This window comes from Pseudomonas sp. S3_E10, from assembly GCF_054667615.1.
On record NZ_CP162743.1, the window covers coordinates 1,559,526 to 1,576,851 of the forward strand.

Consider the following 17,326-nt stretch of genomic DNA (forward strand, 5'->3'; position numbering starts at 1 on the left):
CGACTCATGCTCTACACTTCTGGACGATTGCCTGAACCCCCTCAGGAGCCGTCACGGGCATTCGCTGTACAACAGAGCCGTTTAACCGGCTTCATAAAAAAAACAAATGTCGAGGAAGTATTGATGCGCATCGTTCCCCATATCCTGGGCGCAGCTATCGCTGCCGCTCTGATCAGCACTCCAGTTTTTGCAGCCGAACTCACCGGCACACTGAAGAAAATCAACGACTCCGGCACCATCACCCTCGGTCACCGCGACAGTTCCATTCCGTTTTCCTACATCGCGGATGGTTCGGGCAAACCGGTGGGCTACTCCCACGACATTCAGCTGGCCATCGTTGAAGCCCTGAAAAAAGACCTGAACAAACCCGATCTGCAGGCCAAGTACAACCTGGTCACCTCGCAGACCCGTATTCCGTTGGTTCAAAACGGCACTGTCGACATCGAGTGCGGTTCCACCACCAACAACGCTGAACGCGCTCAACAAGTCGCCTTCACCACCAACATCTTCGAAATCGGCACCCGTCTGCTGGTCAAAAAAGATAAAGACGGCAAGCCAAGCTACGCCGACTTCGCCGACCTCAAAGGCAAGAACGTCGTGACCACCGCCGGTACCACGTCCGAGCGTATCATCAAGGCGATGAACGCCGACAAGCAGATGGGCATGAACGTCATCTCCGCCAAAGACCACGGCGAATCCTTCCAGATGCTCGAAAGCGGCCGCGCTGTCGCGTTCATGATGGATGACGCGCTGTTGGCGGGTGAAGAAGCCAAGGCCAAGAAGCCGGATGAATGGGTGATCACCGGTACTCCACAGTCCTTCGAAGCCTATGCGTGCATGGTTCGCAAAGACGACCCGGCCTTCAAGAAGGCAGTCGACGACGCCATCGCCGGCCTGTACAAGTCCGGCGAGATCAACAAGATCTACGCCAAGTGGTTCGAAAGCGCGATCCCACCAAAAGGCCTGAACCTCAACTTCCCGATGAGCGACAAGGTCAAGGAACTGATCAAGAACCCGACCGACAAGCCGGCGCCTGACGTAAAAATCTGATTCCTGACTAACCTTATCCCCTGAGGGAGCCAACCCTCCCTCAGGTGTCTGTTACTACCTGCTGGCTATAACTTGGAACACTCGACCTGGCGGTTTTCGAGCCGATCGTGTGTGCCTGGCGTTCATCGCCGGGTGGGAACGGATTTTCCCCAAGCGGGTGCTTGTACATCGATCGATTTCGGGGGAGACCCTAATGAATTACAACTGGGACTGGGGCGTGTTCTTCAAGTCCACCGGCGTGGGCAGCGAGACTTATCTCGACTGGTACATCTCCGGGCTGGGCTGGACCATCGCCATCGCCGTCGTGGCATGGATTATCGCCTTGCTGCTGGGCTCCATTCTGGGGGTCATGCGCACGGTGCCAAACCGCATCGTATCGGGCATCGCGACCTGCTACGTGGAACTGTTTCGCAACGTGCCGCTGCTGGTTCAGCTGTTCATCTGGTATTTCCTGATACCCGACCTGCTGCCGCAGAACCTGCAGGACTGGTACAAACAAGACCTCAACCCGACCACCTCGGCCTACCTGAGCGTCGTCGTGTGCCTGGGCCTCTTCACCGCCGCCCGCGTGTGCGAGCAAGTGCGTACCGGTATCCAGGCGCTGCCACGCGGCCAGGAATCCGCCGCGCGCGCCATGGGCTTCAAGCTGCCGCAGATTTACTGGAACGTGCTGCTGCCCCAGGCCTACCGCATCATCATTCCGCCGCTCACCTCGGAATTTCTCAACGTGTTCAAGAACTCCTCCGTGGCGTCCTTGATCGGCTTGATGGAATTGCTGGCGCAAACCAAGCAGACCGCCGAGTTCTCGGCCAACCTGTTTGAAGCCTTCACCCTGGCCACGCTGATCTACTTCACCTTGAACATGAGCCTGATGCTGCTGATGCGCCTGGTCGAGAAGAAAGTGGCGGTGCCCGGCCTGATCTCCGTGGGGGGTAAATAATGGAATTCGATTTCAGCGGCATCATCCCCGCTATCCCAGGCCTGTGGAACGGCATGGTCATGACCTTGAAGCTGATGGTCATGGGCGTGGTCGGCGGCATCATCCTGGGCACGATCCTCGCCCTGATGCGCCTGTCGTCCAGCAAACTGCTGTCGCGCGTGGCCGGCGCCTATGTGAACTACTTCCGCTCGATCCCGCTGCTGCTGGTGATCACCTGGTTCTACCTGGCGGTGCCGTTCGTGCTGCGCTGGATCACCGGCGAAGATACCCCGATCGGTGCGTTCACCTCCTGCGTCGTGGCCTTCATGATGTTCGAAGCCGCGTACTTCTGCGAAATCGTGCGGGCCGGCGTGCAGTCGATCCCCAAGGGCCAGATGGCGGCGGCACAGGCGATGGGCATGACCTATGGCCAGACCATGCGCCTGATCATCCTGCCCCAGGCGTTCCGCAAGATGACCCCATTGCTGTTGCAACAGAGCATCATCCTGTTCCAGGACACCTCGCTGGTCTACACCGTGGGCCTGGTGGACTTCCTCAACTCCGCCCGCTCCAACGGCGACATCATCGGCCGTTCCAATGAGTTCCTGATCTTCGCCGGTGTTGTCTACTTCATCATCAGCTTTTCCGCCTCGCTGCTGGTCAAGCGTCTGCAAAAAAGGTTTGCCGTATGATCTCTATCAAGAACATCAACAAGTGGTATGGCGACTTCCAGGTGCTGACCGATTGCAGCACTGATGTCAAAAAAGGCGAAGTGATCGTGGTGTGCGGGCCGTCGGGTTCGGGCAAATCCACCCTGATCAAGTGCGTCAACGCGCTGGAACCGTTCCAGAAGGGCGACATCGTGGTCGACGGCACCTCTATCGCCGACCCGAAGACCAACCTGCCGAAACTGCGTTCACGCGTGGGCATGGTGTTCCAGCACTTCGAACTGTTCCCGCACCTGACCATCACTGAAAACCTGACCATCGCGCAGATCAAGGTGCTTGGCCGCAGCAAGGAAGAAGCCACCAAGAAAGGCCTGCAACTGCTTGAGCGCGTGGGCCTTTCGGCACACGCCCACAAGCATCCTGGCCAGCTCTCCGGCGGCCAGCAGCAACGTGTGGCTATCGCCCGCGCCCTGGCCATGGACCCGATCGTCATGCTGTTCGACGAACCGACCTCGGCCCTGGACCCGGAAATGGTCAACGAAGTACTGGACGTGATGGTGCAACTGGCCCAGGAAGGCATGACCATGATGTGCGTGACCCACGAAATGGGCTTTGCCCGCAAAGTGGCCGACCGCGTGATCTTCATGGACGCCGGCAAGATCATCGAAGACTGCCCGAAAGAAGAGTTCTTCGGCGACATCAGCGCCCGCTCCGAGCGCGCGCAGCACTTCCTTGAAAAAATCCTGCAGCACTAAGCCCACAGCTTCCCCCTGCCGAAACAGGGCCAATGTGGGAGGGGGCTTGCCCCCGATAGCGGTGGATCAGTAACAGATGTTGCGACTGACACACTGCTATCGGGGGCAAGCCCCCCTCCCACACTGGACCGCGCAGGATGGCAGCTCTGGTTGACCCAAGGCATCTGTGATGAAATGCGACCCCAACCAATTTCGCGCCGCACCGCCATCACTTGCCGTGAAACCTCGTCTGATCCGCCAACTGTTCCTGCCGCCGTTGATCATCGCGCTGATGATCGGCCTGGGTTATATCGGCTTCTGCGTCAGCGAGTACTACGGCATCCGCGCCCTCAGCGACAATGGCGAACGCCAGTTGGAGCTGCATGCCCGCACCGTCGAGAGCGAAATCAGCAAATACACCTACCTGCCCAGCCTGTTGGAATTGGAGTCCAGCGTCTCCACGCTACTGGCCGACCCCAACCAGGAAACCCGGCAAACCGTTAATGATTACCTCGAAGGCCTGAACCGGCGCAGCCGCAGCCGGGCCATCTACGTAATGGACACCACCGGGCGCGTACTGGCCACCAGTAACTGGCGCGACGCCGACAGTTATCAGGGCGAAGACCTGTCCTTTCGCGCCTATTTCCAGAACGCCGTACGCGGCAGGCCCGGACGCTTTTACGGCATTGGCAGCACCAATGGCGAACCTGGCTATTACCTGGCCCATGGCCTGGAAGAACACGGCAAGATCATCGGCGTCGCCGTCGTCAAAGTGCGCCTCGAAGCCCTGGAAGAACGCTGGCAGCGCGCGCGCCTCGAAGCCTTCGTGAGCGACGAGAACGGCATCATCATCCTCTCCAGCGACCCGGCCCGCCGGCTCAAGGCGGTGCGACCGCTGAGCGATGAGACCAAGGACCGTCTGGCCCACAGCCTGCAATATTACTGGGCCACGTTGAACGAACTGGAGCCATTGGCCCGCGAGCGGCTCAACGAAGGCACCGAGAAACTGACCTTCCCGGCCAACAGCGAAGTGGTCAACGACGAGCAAGCCGTCAGCTACCTGGCGCAAACCCGCCCGCTCAACGACACACCGTGGAATTTCACCCTGCTCACCCCGCTCAACGAGCTGCGCCGCGCGGCCATCAACCAGGGCATCCTGGTGGCCGTGGCGTTCGGCCTGGTGGCGTTGTTGCTGATCGCCTGGAACGAGCGGCGCAAAGTCATCGCCACCCGTCTCGCCGCGCGCGAAGCCCTGCAGGAAGCCAACAGCCAACTGGAGCGACGGATTACCGAACGCACCGCCGACCTGCGCGCCAGCAACGAACGGCTCAAGGGCCAGATACGCGAACGGCGCCAGGCCGAAGAAACCCTGCGCCGCGCCCAGGACGAACTGGTGCAGGCCGGCAAGCTCGCAGCCATCGGCCAGATGTCCACCAGCATCGCCCATGAGCTGAACCAGCCGTTGGCCGCGCTGCGCACCTTGTCCGGAAACACCGTGCGTTTCCTCGAGCGCGGCGCTCTGGACACGGCCACCGCGAACCTCAAGACCATCAACGAACTGATCGACCGCATGGGCCGCATCACCGCCAGCCTGCGCTCCTTTGCCCGGCGCGGTGACGACCAGGGCGAGGCCAGCCTCGCCAAAGCGGTGGATGCCGCGTTCCAGGTGCTCGGCGCGCGCTTGGACGGCCTGCCGCTGACCCTGCACCGCGACTTCGCCAACGCCCAATTGCAGATTGACCAGACGCGTCTGGAGCAGATCCTGGTCAACCTGATCGGCAACGCCCTCGACGCCATGCAGGCGCAACCGGCGCCCGAACTGTGGCTGGAGGGCAGCAGCAGCGAGGGCAAATACCGCCTGCATGTGCGCGACAACGGCCACGGCATCCCCCCCGAAGCGCGCAAGCATTTGTTCGAACCGTTCTTCACCACCAAGCCCGGCGAGCAAGGCCTGGGCCTGGGCCTTACGCTGTCCGCCAGCCTTGCGGCGGCCACCGGCGGTAACCTTGCCGTGGAACACCCGGCCAGTGGTGGTACTGCCTTTGTCCTGAGCCTGCCATTGGCGGGCGCTCAACCAGCTGAGTCGACATGAATATTGATCCTCAAGACCTCACCGTGCTGATCGTCGAAGACGACCCCCATGTGCTGCTCGGCTGCCAGCAGGCCCTGGCACTGGAAGATATCCCCAGCGTGGGCGTGGGCAGCGCCGAAGAGGCGCTCAAACGCGTCGGCGAGAACTTCGCGGGCATCGTGATCAGCGACATTCGCCTGCCGGGCATCGATGGCCTGGAACTGCTCACCCGCCTCAAGGCCCTGGATAAAAGCCTGCCGGTGGTGTTGATCACCGGGCATGGCGATATCTCCATGGCCGTTGGCGCCATGCGCAACGGCGCCTACGATTTCATGGAAAAACCCTTCTCCCCCGAACGCCTGGTCGACGTCGCCCGCCGCGCCCTGGAACAACGCGGGCTGGCGCGGGAAGTCTGGTCGCTGCGCCGCCAGTTGGCCGAGCGCGACTCCCTCGAAGGCCGCATCATCGGCCGCTCCCCGGCCATGCAGAACCTGCGCGAACTGATCGCCAACGTCGCCGACACCTCGGCCAACGTGCTGATCGAAGGTGAGACCGGCACCGGCAAGGAACTGGTCGCCCGTTGCTTGCATGATTTCAGTCGGCGCCATGCCCACCAGTTCGTTGCACTCAACTGCGGCGGCCTGCCGGAGAACCTCTTCGAAAGCGAGATTTTCGGCCACGAAGCCAACGCCTTCACCGGCGCGGGCAAGCGGCGTATCGGCAAGATCGAACACGCCCACGAAGGCACGCTGTTCCTTGATGAAGTGGAAAGCATGCCGATCAACCTGCAGATCAAATTGCTGCGGGTGTTGCAGGAACGCACCTTGGAACGCCTGGGCTCCAACCAGAGCGTGGCGGTGGATTGCCGGGTGATCGCCGCCACCAAGTCCGACCTCGACGAGCTGAGCCGCGCCAGCCAGTTCCGCAGCGACCTGTACTACCGCCTCAACGTGGTAACCCTGGAACTGCCGCCGCTGCGCGAACGCCGCGAAGATATCCTGCAGCTGTTCGAACACTTCCTGCAGCAGTCATCCCTGCGCTTCGACCGCACCGCGCCGGAGCTGGACAACCAGACCCTGTCCAGCCTGATGAGCCACGACTGGCCCGGCAATGTGCGTGAACTGCGCAACGTCGCCGAGCGTTTCGCCCTGGGCCTGCCCGCTTTCAAAAAAAGCGGCGCCGGCAGCACCGGCCACGGCCTGGCCTTTACCGAAGCGGTGGAAGCCTTCGAACGCAACCTGCTCAGCGACGCCCTGCAACGCAGCGGCGGCAACTTGACCCAAGCCAGCCAGGAGCTGGGGATGGCCAAGACCACCCTGTTCGACAAAGTCAAAAAATATGGGTTGAGTCACTGATGGATCTGTTTTTGAAAGCCGCCCTTGGCGCGGCGGTGGTGCTGATCCTGGCCGCACTGGCCAAAACCCGGAACTACTACATCGCGGGGTTGGTGCCGCTGTTTCCCACCTTTGCGCTGATCGCCCATTACATCGTCGGCAAGGGCCGTTCGGTGGAAGACCTGAAGACCACCATCCTGTTTGGGATGTGGTCGATCATTCCGTACTTCGTATACCTGGCGACGCTGTATGTGATGGTGGACCGAATGCGGCTGGAGGCCTCTTTAGCGGTCGCAGCCGTTGCGTGGCTGATGGCCGCAACGATCCTGGTGAGTATCTGGGTACGCGTCCATACCTGACCCAACTCCCACATTGCTATCCCGGTTATGTCAGCGAACGATCTTGTCCACCTGGATACCGAGCTTTTTCAAGCGATACCAGAAGCTCCTCTCCGAAATTCCGATCTTCGCCGCCGCCGCGGCCTGCACGCCGTTGCTCTCGTGCAATGCCGCCAGAATATAGGCCTTCTCCACCTCCGCCAGCGCCGCGTCCAGGTCTTGGGGGATCCCCGGCCCGTCGCTCAACACCGCCGCAACACCGCCCGCCCCGCTCGGCTTGGATGCAAACAGGTAACCCGGCAAGTCGATATCCTCGATGAGCGGTGATGCCGCCACAATGGTTGCGCGTTCCACGCAGTTTTGCAGCTCGCGGATATTGCCCGGCCAGTGGTACGCCGCCATGGCCTGCAACGCCTCGGCGCTGAAACCGGTGATGCGTTTGCCGGCGGTGGCGCTGAGGGTCTGGGCGAAATGCCGGGCCAGCGGCGCGATGTCTTCCACGCGTTCGCGCAAGGCCGGCAATGGGATCGGGAACACATTGAGGCGGTAATACAGGTCTTCGCGAAACTCCTTGTTGGCCACCGCATCCAGCAAATTCTTGTTGGTGGCGGCGATCACCCGCACATCCACCTTGCGCTCGCGCGGGTCGCCCACCGGCTCGATCACTCGCTCCTGCAAGGCACGCAGGATCTTGGCTTGCAACGCCAGTGGCATGTCACCGACCTCGTCAAGAAACAGCGTGCCCTTGTCGGCCTGCATAAAGCGCCCTACCCGATCAGCCACGGCGCCGGTAAACGCGCCCTTGCGATGGCCGAACATCTCGCTTTCCAGCAGGCCTTCGGGGATCGCCGCGCAGTTGACGGCGACAAAGGGCTGGTCGGCGCGGCAGCCATGCTTATGGATAGCCCGGGCGACCATTTCCTTGCCGGTGCCGCTTTCGCCGGTCAGCAAGATGGTGGCGCTGCTGTCGCGCACCGAGTCCACCGCGTGCAGCACCTTGCGAAACGCCGGGCTATCGCCCACCAGGCTGTCGAACTGTGCGTGTTCGTCCAATTCGGCGCGCAGGCGGGCGTTGTCGCGCAGGATGTCGCGAAATTGCAGGGCCTTGGCCACGGTGATGTCCAGCTCGTCGATATCGAACGGCTTGGCGATGTAGTCATAGGCGCCGTTACGCATCGACTGCACGGCGTTCTTGACGGTGCTGTAGGCGGTCATCACGATCACCGGCACATGGGGGTAGCGCACTTTGATCTCGGCCAGCAGCGCCGGGCCGTCCATGCCTGGCATGCGCCAGTCGCTGATCACCAGGTCGATGGCTTCCTGCTCCAGCACCTTGAGCGCGTGCAGGCCGTTGCCGGCGATAAACACCTGGATGCCGTTCTGGCCCAGGGCCGATGCCAGCAGGTCGCACAGCTTGGGTTCGTCATCGACTACCAGAATGTTATGCGTCATGTGTGTCCTCGTCGTCTTCGCCCATCGCCGGAATGCACAGGCTGAACGTGGCGCCGGCATCTTTCTCGCTGGTGCATTCGATGCTGCCGTCGTGACTTTCCATGATCGAATAGACCTTGGCCAGCCCCAACCCCGTGCCCGAGGCCTTGGTGGTGACGAAGGGCGTGAAGATGCGCTCGATCATGTCGGGCGCAATGCCCTGGCCGGAATCGGCAATGCTGATGACCGTGTTGTCGCCGACCGTACGAATCCCCACCGTCAGGCGCCCGCCATCGGGCATCGCATCAATCGCGTTGAGAATCAGGTTGAGGCAGGCCTGTTTGAGTTGCTTGGCGTCGGCATACATCATCGCCCCCGGCGCCTGGTCGTCGACCTGCGCATCGATGTTATGCGTCGCCAGCTCCGGCGCACAGAAGCCGAGGATCTCCTCCACCAGCGGGCGCGCCGGCTGCACCACGCGCAAGGGTGGGTTGGGCTTGGCGAAATCGAGGAATTCGGTGATCAGGTCGTTGATGCGGCTGACTTCGCTGACCACATATTCCAGGTGGCGTTTGTCGGTGTCCGGCAGGTCGGCGCGGCGGTGCAACAACTGGGTGGCGGTCTTGATGATGCCCAGGGGGTTGCGGATTTCGTGGGCCAGGCCCATGGCGACTTCACCCAGCGCATGCAGGCGGTCACGTCGGCGCAGTTGGGCTTCGAGGTAATGCAACTCCCCCAGGCGCTCGGTCATATGGTTGAAGGTGCTGCTCAATTGCGCCAGCTCGTCGCCGCCGCTGACCGCCACGCGGTGCGTGTAGTTGCCGGAGATCACCGCCCCCACGCCTTGGGACAAATCTCGCAAAGGCCGGGTCAGGCGTCGCGACACCAGCACCCCCGCCGCCAGCGACAGCGCCGAGCTGACCAGGAAAATCAGCACGAACAGGTTGCTCTGGTTGACCAGCCCCACCAGGCTGCTGTGGCGCAGCAGGCCGCTGAAGATCACGCCTTGCAAGTCGCCGGCATCGTTGAAGATCGGCCAGTACAAGCCGCTGTAGTTATTGGTGAACTGCTCGCTGGGCTGGCGCGTGGCGCGCATGGCGGTTTCGACATTCTTGGGGATGCGCGCGGGGTGGTCCTCGAAGCGCTGGGTCGAAAAGATTTCCGTGAACCCGTCCGGGTTGGCCAGGTACAGGCGCAGGTCGAGGGAATGCACATCGGCAACACTGGTGAGGAAACTGCTGTCCAGGTAGGTACCGACCAGCAACAGATAGTCGACGCCGTCCCGGCTGGTCTCGAAGGTGGAGACCACAATACCGGTGGTGGCCCCGCCCACCTTGACCGTTTGCAGCACCGTGTTCTTGGCCAGGCTGATCTGCTGCACGATGTCATCGGCGGCGGTGGTAAAGACCACTTTGTGATCACTGGCGCGAATCAGCGCCACCACGTCGATATCCGTGGCATCGGCAATGTCGGCCGTCAGCCGGTCGTGCCGGACGGCTTGGCGGTTATCCGGCGCACTGGTGTAGCGCAAGAACAGCTTGGCCATGCGCGCGTTGTCGTGAAGGATGTCGCCGATCTCGTCCTTGACGATCTTGGTCGACTCCTGCAGCCAGATGCGCACGTTACTGTCGAAGATCTGCGACAGCGTAGTGGCGGCCAGCTCCGCCGCGATCATGGTGGGAACCACACTCACCAACCAGAACGCCAGCACCAGCTTGCGCTGGACACTCCAGCGCGAAATGGCAAAAGGGCGGGCTTTCTGGCGGGTCTTGGTGATCATCAGGTTTCGCTTATCGCAGCAGCCATGGCAGGGTCGGAACGATCCGGTCGAATGAACAGTTTTACAAGCTTGAGCAGGCCGTTGACCAGCCGGTTGCGATGGCGAAAGAACAAGCTGTTGCCCCGGAACCCGCAGCCCAGGCGCAGCTTACTGGCATACCCGGCCTGGCCGCACTCGTACAGCGCAATATTGTGTTGAATACAGTAGTCGACGTTGGTCAGCCAACTGCGCAAGTACAGGTTGTAGTCGCGAGTGGCCTCCACGTCATGCCCGAAAAACTTGTCGACCAGCCGCTGTTCGTCCACCAGCATCAGGTTGAACGCCACCAAGTGCTCATCCACCCAGTAAAGCGCACACACCGCGCGCGACCCAAGGCGCTCAAGCACGCCGGTGAAATAGCTGGCGGGCAAGCGTTCGAACTGCAACTCGGCGCGGCTCAGGGTGGCTTCGTACAGGCGCATGACCTCGGGCAGCACATCGTCGATAGTGCGCCGCCACTCTACCCGTGGGCCGGGCGCGCGCAGTTTGCGGCGCAGGTCCTTGCGTGTGGATTTGCCCAGCGAGCCGAGGTAGGCGTCCACCGAACCATAGGGCAACGGCAATACGCCCGTGGGCAAACTCGGCATCGTCTGGAAACCGTTGGCACGGCAACTGTCGACCCAGTGCGGGTCGTTGCTCGGCGCGTCCTTGACCGCCAGCAGGCCGATACCGAAGTCATCGGCATCGTGGCGCGCGGCCTCCAGCACATGCCGGAGCAACAGCGCACGCCGCGCCGCGGGCACGTGGCTGGCGAACCCGGCATCGCAGCGCTCGGCCACCGGCGAGCCGATGGCGTACAGCCCCAATTGCAAAACACCCGGCCACAGGCGCTCCAGGCGGTCGGTCAAGCGCTTGCCGGCGCCGGACACCGTGGTGTCGAGGCGGTAATGCGTGATGAACGCGGGCGCGACCGCCACCAGGGTCCCGTCTTGGTAAACCGCCAGGTAACGCCATTGGAAATCCTCGATGGCGGCGTTTTCCACGGCGACGTAATAGTCCCAGTCCTCCAGGGCACCCGGGAAGCAATCGTTCCAGGCACTGCGCTGGAGGGCCCGGATGGTCGGGAAGGCTTGGGTGGTGATCACGTATTTCCCTTATGCCGAGCGGCAATCAACGGTGTGCAGGCTGTGGGAGCTTGTGTTCCGCTCGATAAACTCCGCACTCAACTCAATCACCCGCCGGTATTGCAGGTCGACGGTGATCATGTGGTAGCAGTTATCCAACAGGATCTTGGTCACCGGCCCGCCGAGGTGGCGCTCCACGTAGTCGGCGTTCCAGCGGCTGGTGATGTCGTCCTCGATGGAGTGCAGCACCAGGGCCGGAACCTGGATGCCGGGCATGCGTTTCTTGACCACCGCGTTCATCCAGTGCAACTCGCGCACGGTGACGCCTTCCATGGTCAACAACCCCGCTTCGCTGCTCTCGCCCTCCTTCATCTGCCGTTCGACGATCGCCCGCAGCCGTTCATTCTTGATGCCGTACGGGGGCTTCTCGGTGAAGCGGAACAGGCGCACACCGAAGGGAATGCGGATCAGCAACGGCGTGATAAACGCCATTTTGCTGATGCTCCAACCGTCGTACTTCAACGTAGTGGAGTACATCAGCAAGCCGGCGACCTGGCCCGGATGCTCGGAGGCCAGGTACATCGACATCACCGCGCCCATGGACAAACCACCGACAAACACCTGCGCGTGGCGCCGCTTGATCTGCACGAAGGTCTTGCGCACGCCTTCGTACCAGTCCCGCCAGCCGGTGGCCTGCAGGTCGCTGTTGTCACCGCAGTGCCCGGCCAGGGTGGGCACGTACACCGTGCAATTGCCCGCCCTGGCCAGGCCCTTGGCGACCTGGCGCAGTTCGGTCGGCGTGCCGGTCAGGCCGTGGATCAACAGGATCCCGACCGGCCCGGCACCGAGAACGAAGCCGGCATCCCCTTCGCCGAGGTCGATCCCTGCGCTGTTCACCGGTGGGTCGCTCGCACCAGCAGTTGCTCCAGCAGCTTCAGGCCCAGTTCGATTTCCGGGTAGCTGATTTCCAGGGACGGCGCCAGGGTGATCACGTTTTTGTAGTAACCGCCCACGTCGAGGATCAGGCCGAGTTTCTGGCCATCCACCAGCATGTCGCCCTTCATGCCTTCTTCGACCATGTAGTCCAGGGTCGCCTTGTCCGGCGTGAAACCATCCGGCGCGCAGATTTCGCAGCGCAGGGCCAGGCCCAGGCCGTCGACGTCGCCGATGATCGGGAAGCGTTTTTGCAGGTCTTGCAGGCCTTCGAGGAAAAATTTGCCCTTGGCCATGACCATCGCGCCGTAGTCGACTTCGTTGGTCATCTTGAACATTTCCAGGCCTACCGCCGTACCCAGCGGGTTGGAGGCGAAGGTGGAATGGGTGGAGCCCGGCGGGAAAATCTTCGGGTTGATCAGCTCTTCACGGGCCCAGATACCACCCAGCGGGTTGAGCCCGTTGGTCAGCGCCTTGCCGAACACGATCACATCCGGTTGTACGTCAAAGTGCTCGATCGACCAGAGTTTGCCGGTGCGGTAGAAGCCCATCTGGATTTCATCGGACACCATCAAAATGCCGTGCTGGTCCAGCACATGCTTGAGCTCGCGGTAAAAGTTCATCGGTGGGATCACGTAGCCGCCGGTGCCCTGGATCGGCTCCACATAGAAGGCGGCGTATTCGCTGCTGCCGACTTTCGGGTCCCACACGCCGTTGTATTCGGTTTCGAACAGGCGGGCGAATTGCTGCACGCAGTGGCTGCCGTATTCTTCTTTCGTCATGCCCTTGGGGCCACGGAAGTGGTACGGGAACGGGATGAACTGCGCGCGTTCGCCAAAGTGGCCGTAGCGACGACGGTAACGGTAGCTGGAGGTGATCGACGAGGCGCCCAGCGTACGCCCGTGGTAGCCGCCTTCGAAGGCGAACATCAGGCTCTTGCCGTTGGTGGCGTTGCGCACCACTTTCAGGGAGTCCTCGATGGACTGCGAACCGCCGACGTTGAAATGCACGCGACCGTCGAGGCCGAATTTGTTCTTGGCGTCCACCGCGATCATTTCCGACAGCTCGATCTTGCCCTTGTGCAGGTACTGGCTGGCGATTTGCGGCAGGGTGTCGATCTGCTGTTTCAGCGCATTGTTCAGGCGCGGGTTGGCGTAGCCGAAGTTGACCGCCGAGTACCACATTTGCAGGTCGAGGTAGGCCTGGTCTTCGGTGTCCCACACGTAGGAGCCTTCGCAACGGCTGAAAATACGCGGCGGCTCGATGTAGTGGACGGTGTCGCCGTAGGAGCAGTACTTGGCTTCTTTATCCAGAAGGATCTGGTCTTCGGCGGTGGCGATGCGGATATCAGACATGGTGCAAGAGTTCCTGATTTTCAATAAAGAGGTCAGCCGTCGTAAAGGCGGTGGCATTGGCGGCGACGCTTTGCGGCAGCTGCGCGAGCAGCGCAGGCAGTTGGGCGAAGCAATCGAAGCGCGCATGGGGAATACGGTTGGCGATGCAGTACTCGGCGAGGCTGCCCTTGGCGAACACAAAGTCGGCGGTGGAGGCCACGCACATGTCGGACTTGCCGTCGCCGATCACCAGCACGCGTTTGTTGCGCGGCGTGGACTTGCATTTGCAGTTGCCCGACGCCGCGCGGCAGGCATCGCTCGAATAGGGGAAGTCGATGCGCCAGCTGTTCTGATCAACCTGGCGCAGGCGGTTGGCGAGGATCGGCAGCAGGGTCACGTAGTTGCGCGACAGAATCCGCGCGATGCCTTGCTCGATGCCATCGCTGACCACTTCGAGGGACGCGCCCAGGCCGATCACGTGATCGACGAAGTCCGGAAAGTCCGGGTCGATCTCGACGCTGTCGAAATAGGCCAGTAACTCGGCGGGCGTGGCCTTGATCAGCGCCAGTTGGCGGCTCAGGCATTCGCGTGAACCGATGTGCCCATCCAGCCATTGCTGTTCGATGGTTTCCCATTCGGGGCCGGCGAAGCGTTGGAGGACGTTGTCGATGACGTCGGTGGGGGTGATGGTCCCGTCGAAGTCGCACACGATATGCCAGTCGATCATTGCGGTTACCTTGATGGAGTGCGCTGTCTGCGCTTGCACCAGGGCTAGAGCAGGGATTGTGCCAATTGGCCATATCCCAGCGGGGCCGGGGCTTTGCGCGGTGCGCGCGGGGGATTTGTGTCGTGCAAGCTACAATTTTTGTAGCTTGCTACAAACAAGATGAGTGCTTGCACAGGCGCGCGGGTTTGCGCGTTCATGCGCGTGTACTCACCTAAGGAACTGTGACCATGTTGCGGATCACATGCGCTGCACTGGCCGGCTTATTGAGCCTCACCGCGCAGGCCCAAGGCATCACCGGTGACGTCGGCGCAGGCGTCAGCTATCAACCCCACGACCCCACCGGCAGCCGCTACGAAACCCGGCCCGTGCCCTATCTCGACCTGGACTGGGGCAATGTCAGCCTGGGCACCGATGACGGCCTGACCTGGAGCGCCTTGAACAGCCACGGGCTGACCGCCGGCCCGTATATCAATTACTTGCAGGGGCGCACCACCAACGGCTCATTGCAGGGGCTGCGCAATGTGTCGGACATGGCGGAGGTCGGAGGTTTCATCCAATACGCGCCGGCTGACTTCTGGCGCGTTTATGCGCGGTTGGGCCAGGCGGTCGGCGGTGGCCACGCGCAGAGCGGCGCGCTGGGCAAGGTCGGTGGCGAGTTGGGTTACCCGCTGGGCGGCGGGGTCATCGGCAGCAGCGGCCTGGTAGCGCACTTCGCCGATGCGCGCCAGACCCAAACGTTTTTCGGGGTGGATGATAACGAAGCGGCGGCCACGGGTTTCAAGGCCTACAACGCCAGCGGCGGTTTCCAGAACGTGACCCTGAGCCAGAGTTTCCAGTTTCCGCTGACGCCCAACTGGTCGCTGCTGACCAGCGCCAGCTGGGTACACCTGGTGGGTTCGGCGGCGGACAGCAGCATCGTGCGCCAGACCGGTGAAGTGAATCAGGGGCAAGTGCAGACGGCGATCAGCTATACCTTCGAATGATTCACCTGAGGTCTGGAGATACAAAGGTACAAAATGTGGGAGGGGCTTGCTCCCGATAGCTGTGTATCAGTCATGCATGTATCGGCTGAACCACTGCTATCGGGAGCAAGCCCCCTCCCACATTCGCCCCCATCTCATAGCACTATTTCAGTTCTCTTCGCCCTCGGCCAACAGCGCAATCCCGCCGATAATCACCGCCACGCCCACCCAGTGCAGCGCGCTGATATGTTCGCCCAGCCCCAGCCACGACCCGAGCAACACCACCACAAACACCAGCGAACTCAGCGGGAACGCCAGCGACAGGCTGCTGCGCCGCAGGATCAGCATCCACACGAAAAACGCGCCGATGTAACAGGCAATCGCCGCCAGTATCCCCGGGTTACGCGCCACGTCGGCCAGCCACTGCCAATTGAAATCCATCTGCCCCAACTGGTCACCGGCGAGCTTGGTAAACAACTGCCCGGCGCTCTCGGTGCAGATCAACAAGGCCCACAGCACAATCGTGCCGAACCGCCCATGCAACCACGTCTGCGTCGTCATGCCTGGCTCCCGGCAACGGCCACCAGCATCACCCCCAGGGTGATCACCAACGTGCCCAGCCAGCGCCGGCGGCTGACGGTTTCCCCCAGCACCACCTTGCCCACCAGCACCACCCCGCAATAGGCCAGCGCCGCCGCCGGAAACAACAGGCTCAACGGCGCACGGGACAAGGCTTCCAGCCACACGAAAAACTCGATGACGTAGGCGCCGATCCCGGCCCATAGCAACGGCGCATTGAACACCTGGCCCCAGAACGCATTCAGGCGAAAGCCGCCTTCCAGCTCCGGCAAACGGTCCAGGCCGAGTTTGAAACACAGCTGGCCGATCACATCGAGCACGATAGAAAACGCTACCAACAACACCACGGTCAGGCTCACGGGAACAGCTCCTCAAACAGCTCGATCAAGGCTTCATTGGTCGCGGCATTGCGCTGCAGGTCCTCAGGCGTCCAACGCTGCGGCGGCGGCTGGTCGGACTTGGCCTCCCAGCGCTTGAACGCATTGCTGAACGCCGGCGTGGCGAACTCGCCGCACACGTCGATGCCGATGATGCGCTTGCGCGCCGCCAACGCCCGCAGCGCTTGCAGCAAATGCGTCAGGCGCATGCCGCCCTGGTCCCAGTTGGTGGCCGCGTCTTCGCAGGCCAAGACGTCTTTGTCGATGGTGATCCAGATCGCCTCGGTGGGCAGGCCGCTGATCATCTGTTCGAGGAAGGCCGCCCAATCCAACTGCGCCAGGTTGCGCCAGTGCAGATGGTTTTCCTGCTGCTGGTGACCGGCGCCATCGCCCACCCTGCCCCACACTTTCGACGGCGGGTGCTGCCAGGGAAACAGCTGCAACTGCCCACGCTTGAGGGCGCCCAGGTTGCCGCCGCGCAGTTGCGGGTTATGCAGGTCATCGCTGCACGGGCCCAGGGTGACGATGCGTTTGATCGCCGGCATTTTCAGCGCGCGGTTGACCCACGAACCACAGTGACGCTTGGGCGCAAAACGCACCCAGTCGGGGTGGTTGTCGAAGTGGATCAGGCTGATGGGTTCCTTGAGATCGGCAAGAAACGCAGGCGTGAGATGGTGATAGTCGCCGGAGCCGACAAACAGGATTTCCGGCCGCGCATCCGTGGGCCGTGGCCGTCCGGCCAGGCGTTCGGCGAAGCGTTTCCAGGTTTTTTCGGTGGACCACAGGCGCAGCTTGGGGCCCAGGTCCAACAGGTCGATACGGGTGGCACGGCCACAGGCCAAACGCCGGGCAATCGGCGCCTGGGCCGTGAGGCTATGGTCGAGGTCGAGAATGTTCAAGGCAGTGTTTCCCCTATGGCTTTAGGGGGTCAATGCAAGGGGCGGGCCAGCGCTTAACTCAAGGACAGTGAGAAACAAATGTGGGAG

Annotated in this window: 17 protein-coding genes; 8 read left to right on the plus strand and 9 right to left on the minus strand. The window is 62.0% G+C overall.

Features of this window, described 5'->3' with window-relative positions; genetic code table 11:
• Nucleotides 1-123: 123 nt before the first annotated feature.
• From AB4N98_RS06985 to AB4N98_RS07015, 7 genes are all read left to right on the plus strand, one after another.
• Complete coding sequence (locus AB4N98_RS06985; RefSeq protein ID WP_065877204.1) at nt 124-1,050, plus strand: glutamate/aspartate ABC transporter substrate-binding protein; 927 nt, start codon at nt 124-126, stop codon at nt 1,048-1,050.
• A 193-nt stretch (nt 1,051-1,243) separates the two neighbouring features.
• Nucleotides 1,244-1,990, plus strand: a complete 747-nt coding sequence (locus AB4N98_RS06990) for an amino acid ABC transporter permease (RefSeq protein WP_017526342.1) — start codon at nt 1,244-1,246, stop codon at nt 1,988-1,990.
• Entirely contained in the window at nt 1,990-2,661 is a 672-nt protein-coding gene (locus tag AB4N98_RS06995; protein WP_017526341.1) for an amino acid ABC transporter permease, read from the plus strand. The genes AB4N98_RS06990 and AB4N98_RS06995 overlap by 1 nt, the downstream gene beginning before the upstream one ends.
• Nucleotides 2,658-3,392 (plus strand): amino acid ABC transporter ATP-binding protein, encoded by a 735-nt coding sequence (locus AB4N98_RS07000; protein WP_017526340.1) that lies wholly within the window; start codon nt 2,658-2,660, stop codon nt 3,390-3,392. The genes AB4N98_RS06995 and AB4N98_RS07000 overlap by 4 nt, the downstream gene beginning before the upstream one ends.
• Before the next feature lie 169 nt (nt 3,393-3,561).
• A complete protein-coding gene (gene aauS, locus AB4N98_RS07005) occupies nt 3,562-5,463 on the plus strand; it encodes a two-component sensor histidine kinase AauS (protein WP_116078364.1) in 1,902 nt (633 codons plus the stop codon).
• Nucleotides 5,464-5,516: 53 nt separating this feature from the next.
• Nucleotides 5,517-6,797, plus strand: a complete 1,281-nt coding sequence (aauR, locus tag AB4N98_RS07010) for a two-component response regulator AauR (RefSeq protein ID WP_241665002.1) — start codon at nt 5,517-5,519, stop codon at nt 6,795-6,797.
• Nucleotides 6,797-7,135 carry a GlpM family protein gene (locus AB4N98_RS07015; RefSeq protein ID WP_017526337.1) on the plus strand — a complete coding sequence of 113 codons (339 nt, stop codon included), beginning with the start codon at nt 6,797-6,799 and terminating at the stop codon, nt 7,133-7,135. Before aauR ends, AB4N98_RS07015 begins: the two co-directional genes overlap by 1 nt.
• A gap of 30 nt (nt 7,136-7,165) precedes the next feature.
• On the opposite strand, the gene AB4N98_RS07020 is transcribed toward AB4N98_RS07015, so the two are convergent.
• Genes AB4N98_RS07020 through AB4N98_RS07045 form a run of 6 tightly spaced genes read right to left on the minus strand, consistent with a single transcriptional unit; the run spans nt 7,166 to nt 14,422 of the window.
• Nucleotides 7,166-8,566: a sigma-54-dependent transcriptional regulator gene (locus AB4N98_RS07020; RefSeq protein WP_017526336.1), complete on the minus strand. Its 1,401-nt coding sequence runs from the start codon at nt 8,564-8,566 to the stop codon at nt 7,166-7,168.
• Nucleotides 8,556-10,325, minus strand: coding sequence for a sensor histidine kinase (locus AB4N98_RS07025; RefSeq protein ID WP_267864234.1), 1,770 nt, complete (start codon nt 10,323-10,325; stop codon nt 8,556-8,558). Before AB4N98_RS07025 ends, AB4N98_RS07020 begins: the two co-directional genes overlap by 11 nt.
• Nucleotides 10,325-11,449 carry a GNAT family N-acetyltransferase gene (locus AB4N98_RS07030; RefSeq protein WP_065877207.1) on the minus strand — a complete coding sequence of 375 codons (1,125 nt, stop codon included), beginning with the start codon at nt 11,447-11,449 and terminating at the stop codon, nt 10,325-10,327. The genes AB4N98_RS07025 and AB4N98_RS07030 overlap by 1 nt, the downstream gene beginning before the upstream one ends.
• Before the next feature lie 9 nt (nt 11,450-11,458).
• The gene (locus AB4N98_RS07035) at nt 11,459-12,325 is read right to left on the minus strand and encodes an alpha/beta hydrolase (RefSeq protein ID WP_065877208.1); all 867 of its coding nucleotides are present in this window, start codon (nt 12,323-12,325) and stop codon (nt 11,459-11,461) included.
• A complete protein-coding gene (locus AB4N98_RS07040; RefSeq protein WP_017526332.1) occupies nt 12,322-13,716 on the minus strand; it encodes an aspartate aminotransferase family protein in 1,395 nt (464 codons plus the stop codon). Before AB4N98_RS07040 ends, AB4N98_RS07035 begins: the two co-directional genes overlap by 4 nt.
• A complete protein-coding gene (locus AB4N98_RS07045; protein WP_017526331.1) occupies nt 13,709-14,422 on the minus strand; it encodes an MtnX-like HAD-IB family phosphatase in 714 nt (237 codons plus the stop codon). The genes AB4N98_RS07040 and AB4N98_RS07045 overlap by 8 nt, the downstream gene beginning before the upstream one ends.
• A gap of 227 nt (nt 14,423-14,649) precedes the next feature.
• Between AB4N98_RS07045 and AB4N98_RS07050 the strand changes: the two genes are divergently transcribed.
• Nucleotides 14,650-15,405, plus strand: a complete 756-nt coding sequence (locus tag AB4N98_RS07050) for a MipA/OmpV family protein (protein WP_017526330.1) — start codon at nt 14,650-14,652, stop codon at nt 15,403-15,405.
• A 147-nt stretch (nt 15,406-15,552) separates the two neighbouring features.
• Here AB4N98_RS07050 and AB4N98_RS07055 read toward each other — a convergent pair whose 3' ends face one another.
• The 3 genes from AB4N98_RS07055 to AB4N98_RS07065 are packed head-to-tail and all read right to left on the minus strand — an operon-like array spanning nt 15,553 to nt 17,239.
• On the minus strand, nt 15,553-15,945 hold the full coding sequence (locus AB4N98_RS07055; RefSeq protein ID WP_017526329.1) for a DMT family transporter: 393 nt from the start codon (nt 15,943-15,945) through the stop codon (nt 15,553-15,555).
• Complete coding sequence (locus AB4N98_RS07060; protein ID WP_017526328.1) at nt 15,942-16,322, minus strand: DMT family transporter; 381 nt, start codon at nt 16,320-16,322, stop codon at nt 15,942-15,944. Before AB4N98_RS07060 ends, AB4N98_RS07055 begins: the two co-directional genes overlap by 4 nt.
• On the minus strand, nt 16,319-17,239 hold the full coding sequence (locus AB4N98_RS07065) for an arginase family protein (RefSeq protein WP_137219942.1): 921 nt from the start codon (nt 17,237-17,239) through the stop codon (nt 16,319-16,321). Before AB4N98_RS07065 ends, AB4N98_RS07060 begins: the two co-directional genes overlap by 4 nt.
• Nucleotides 17,240-17,326: the final 87 nt, after the last annotated feature.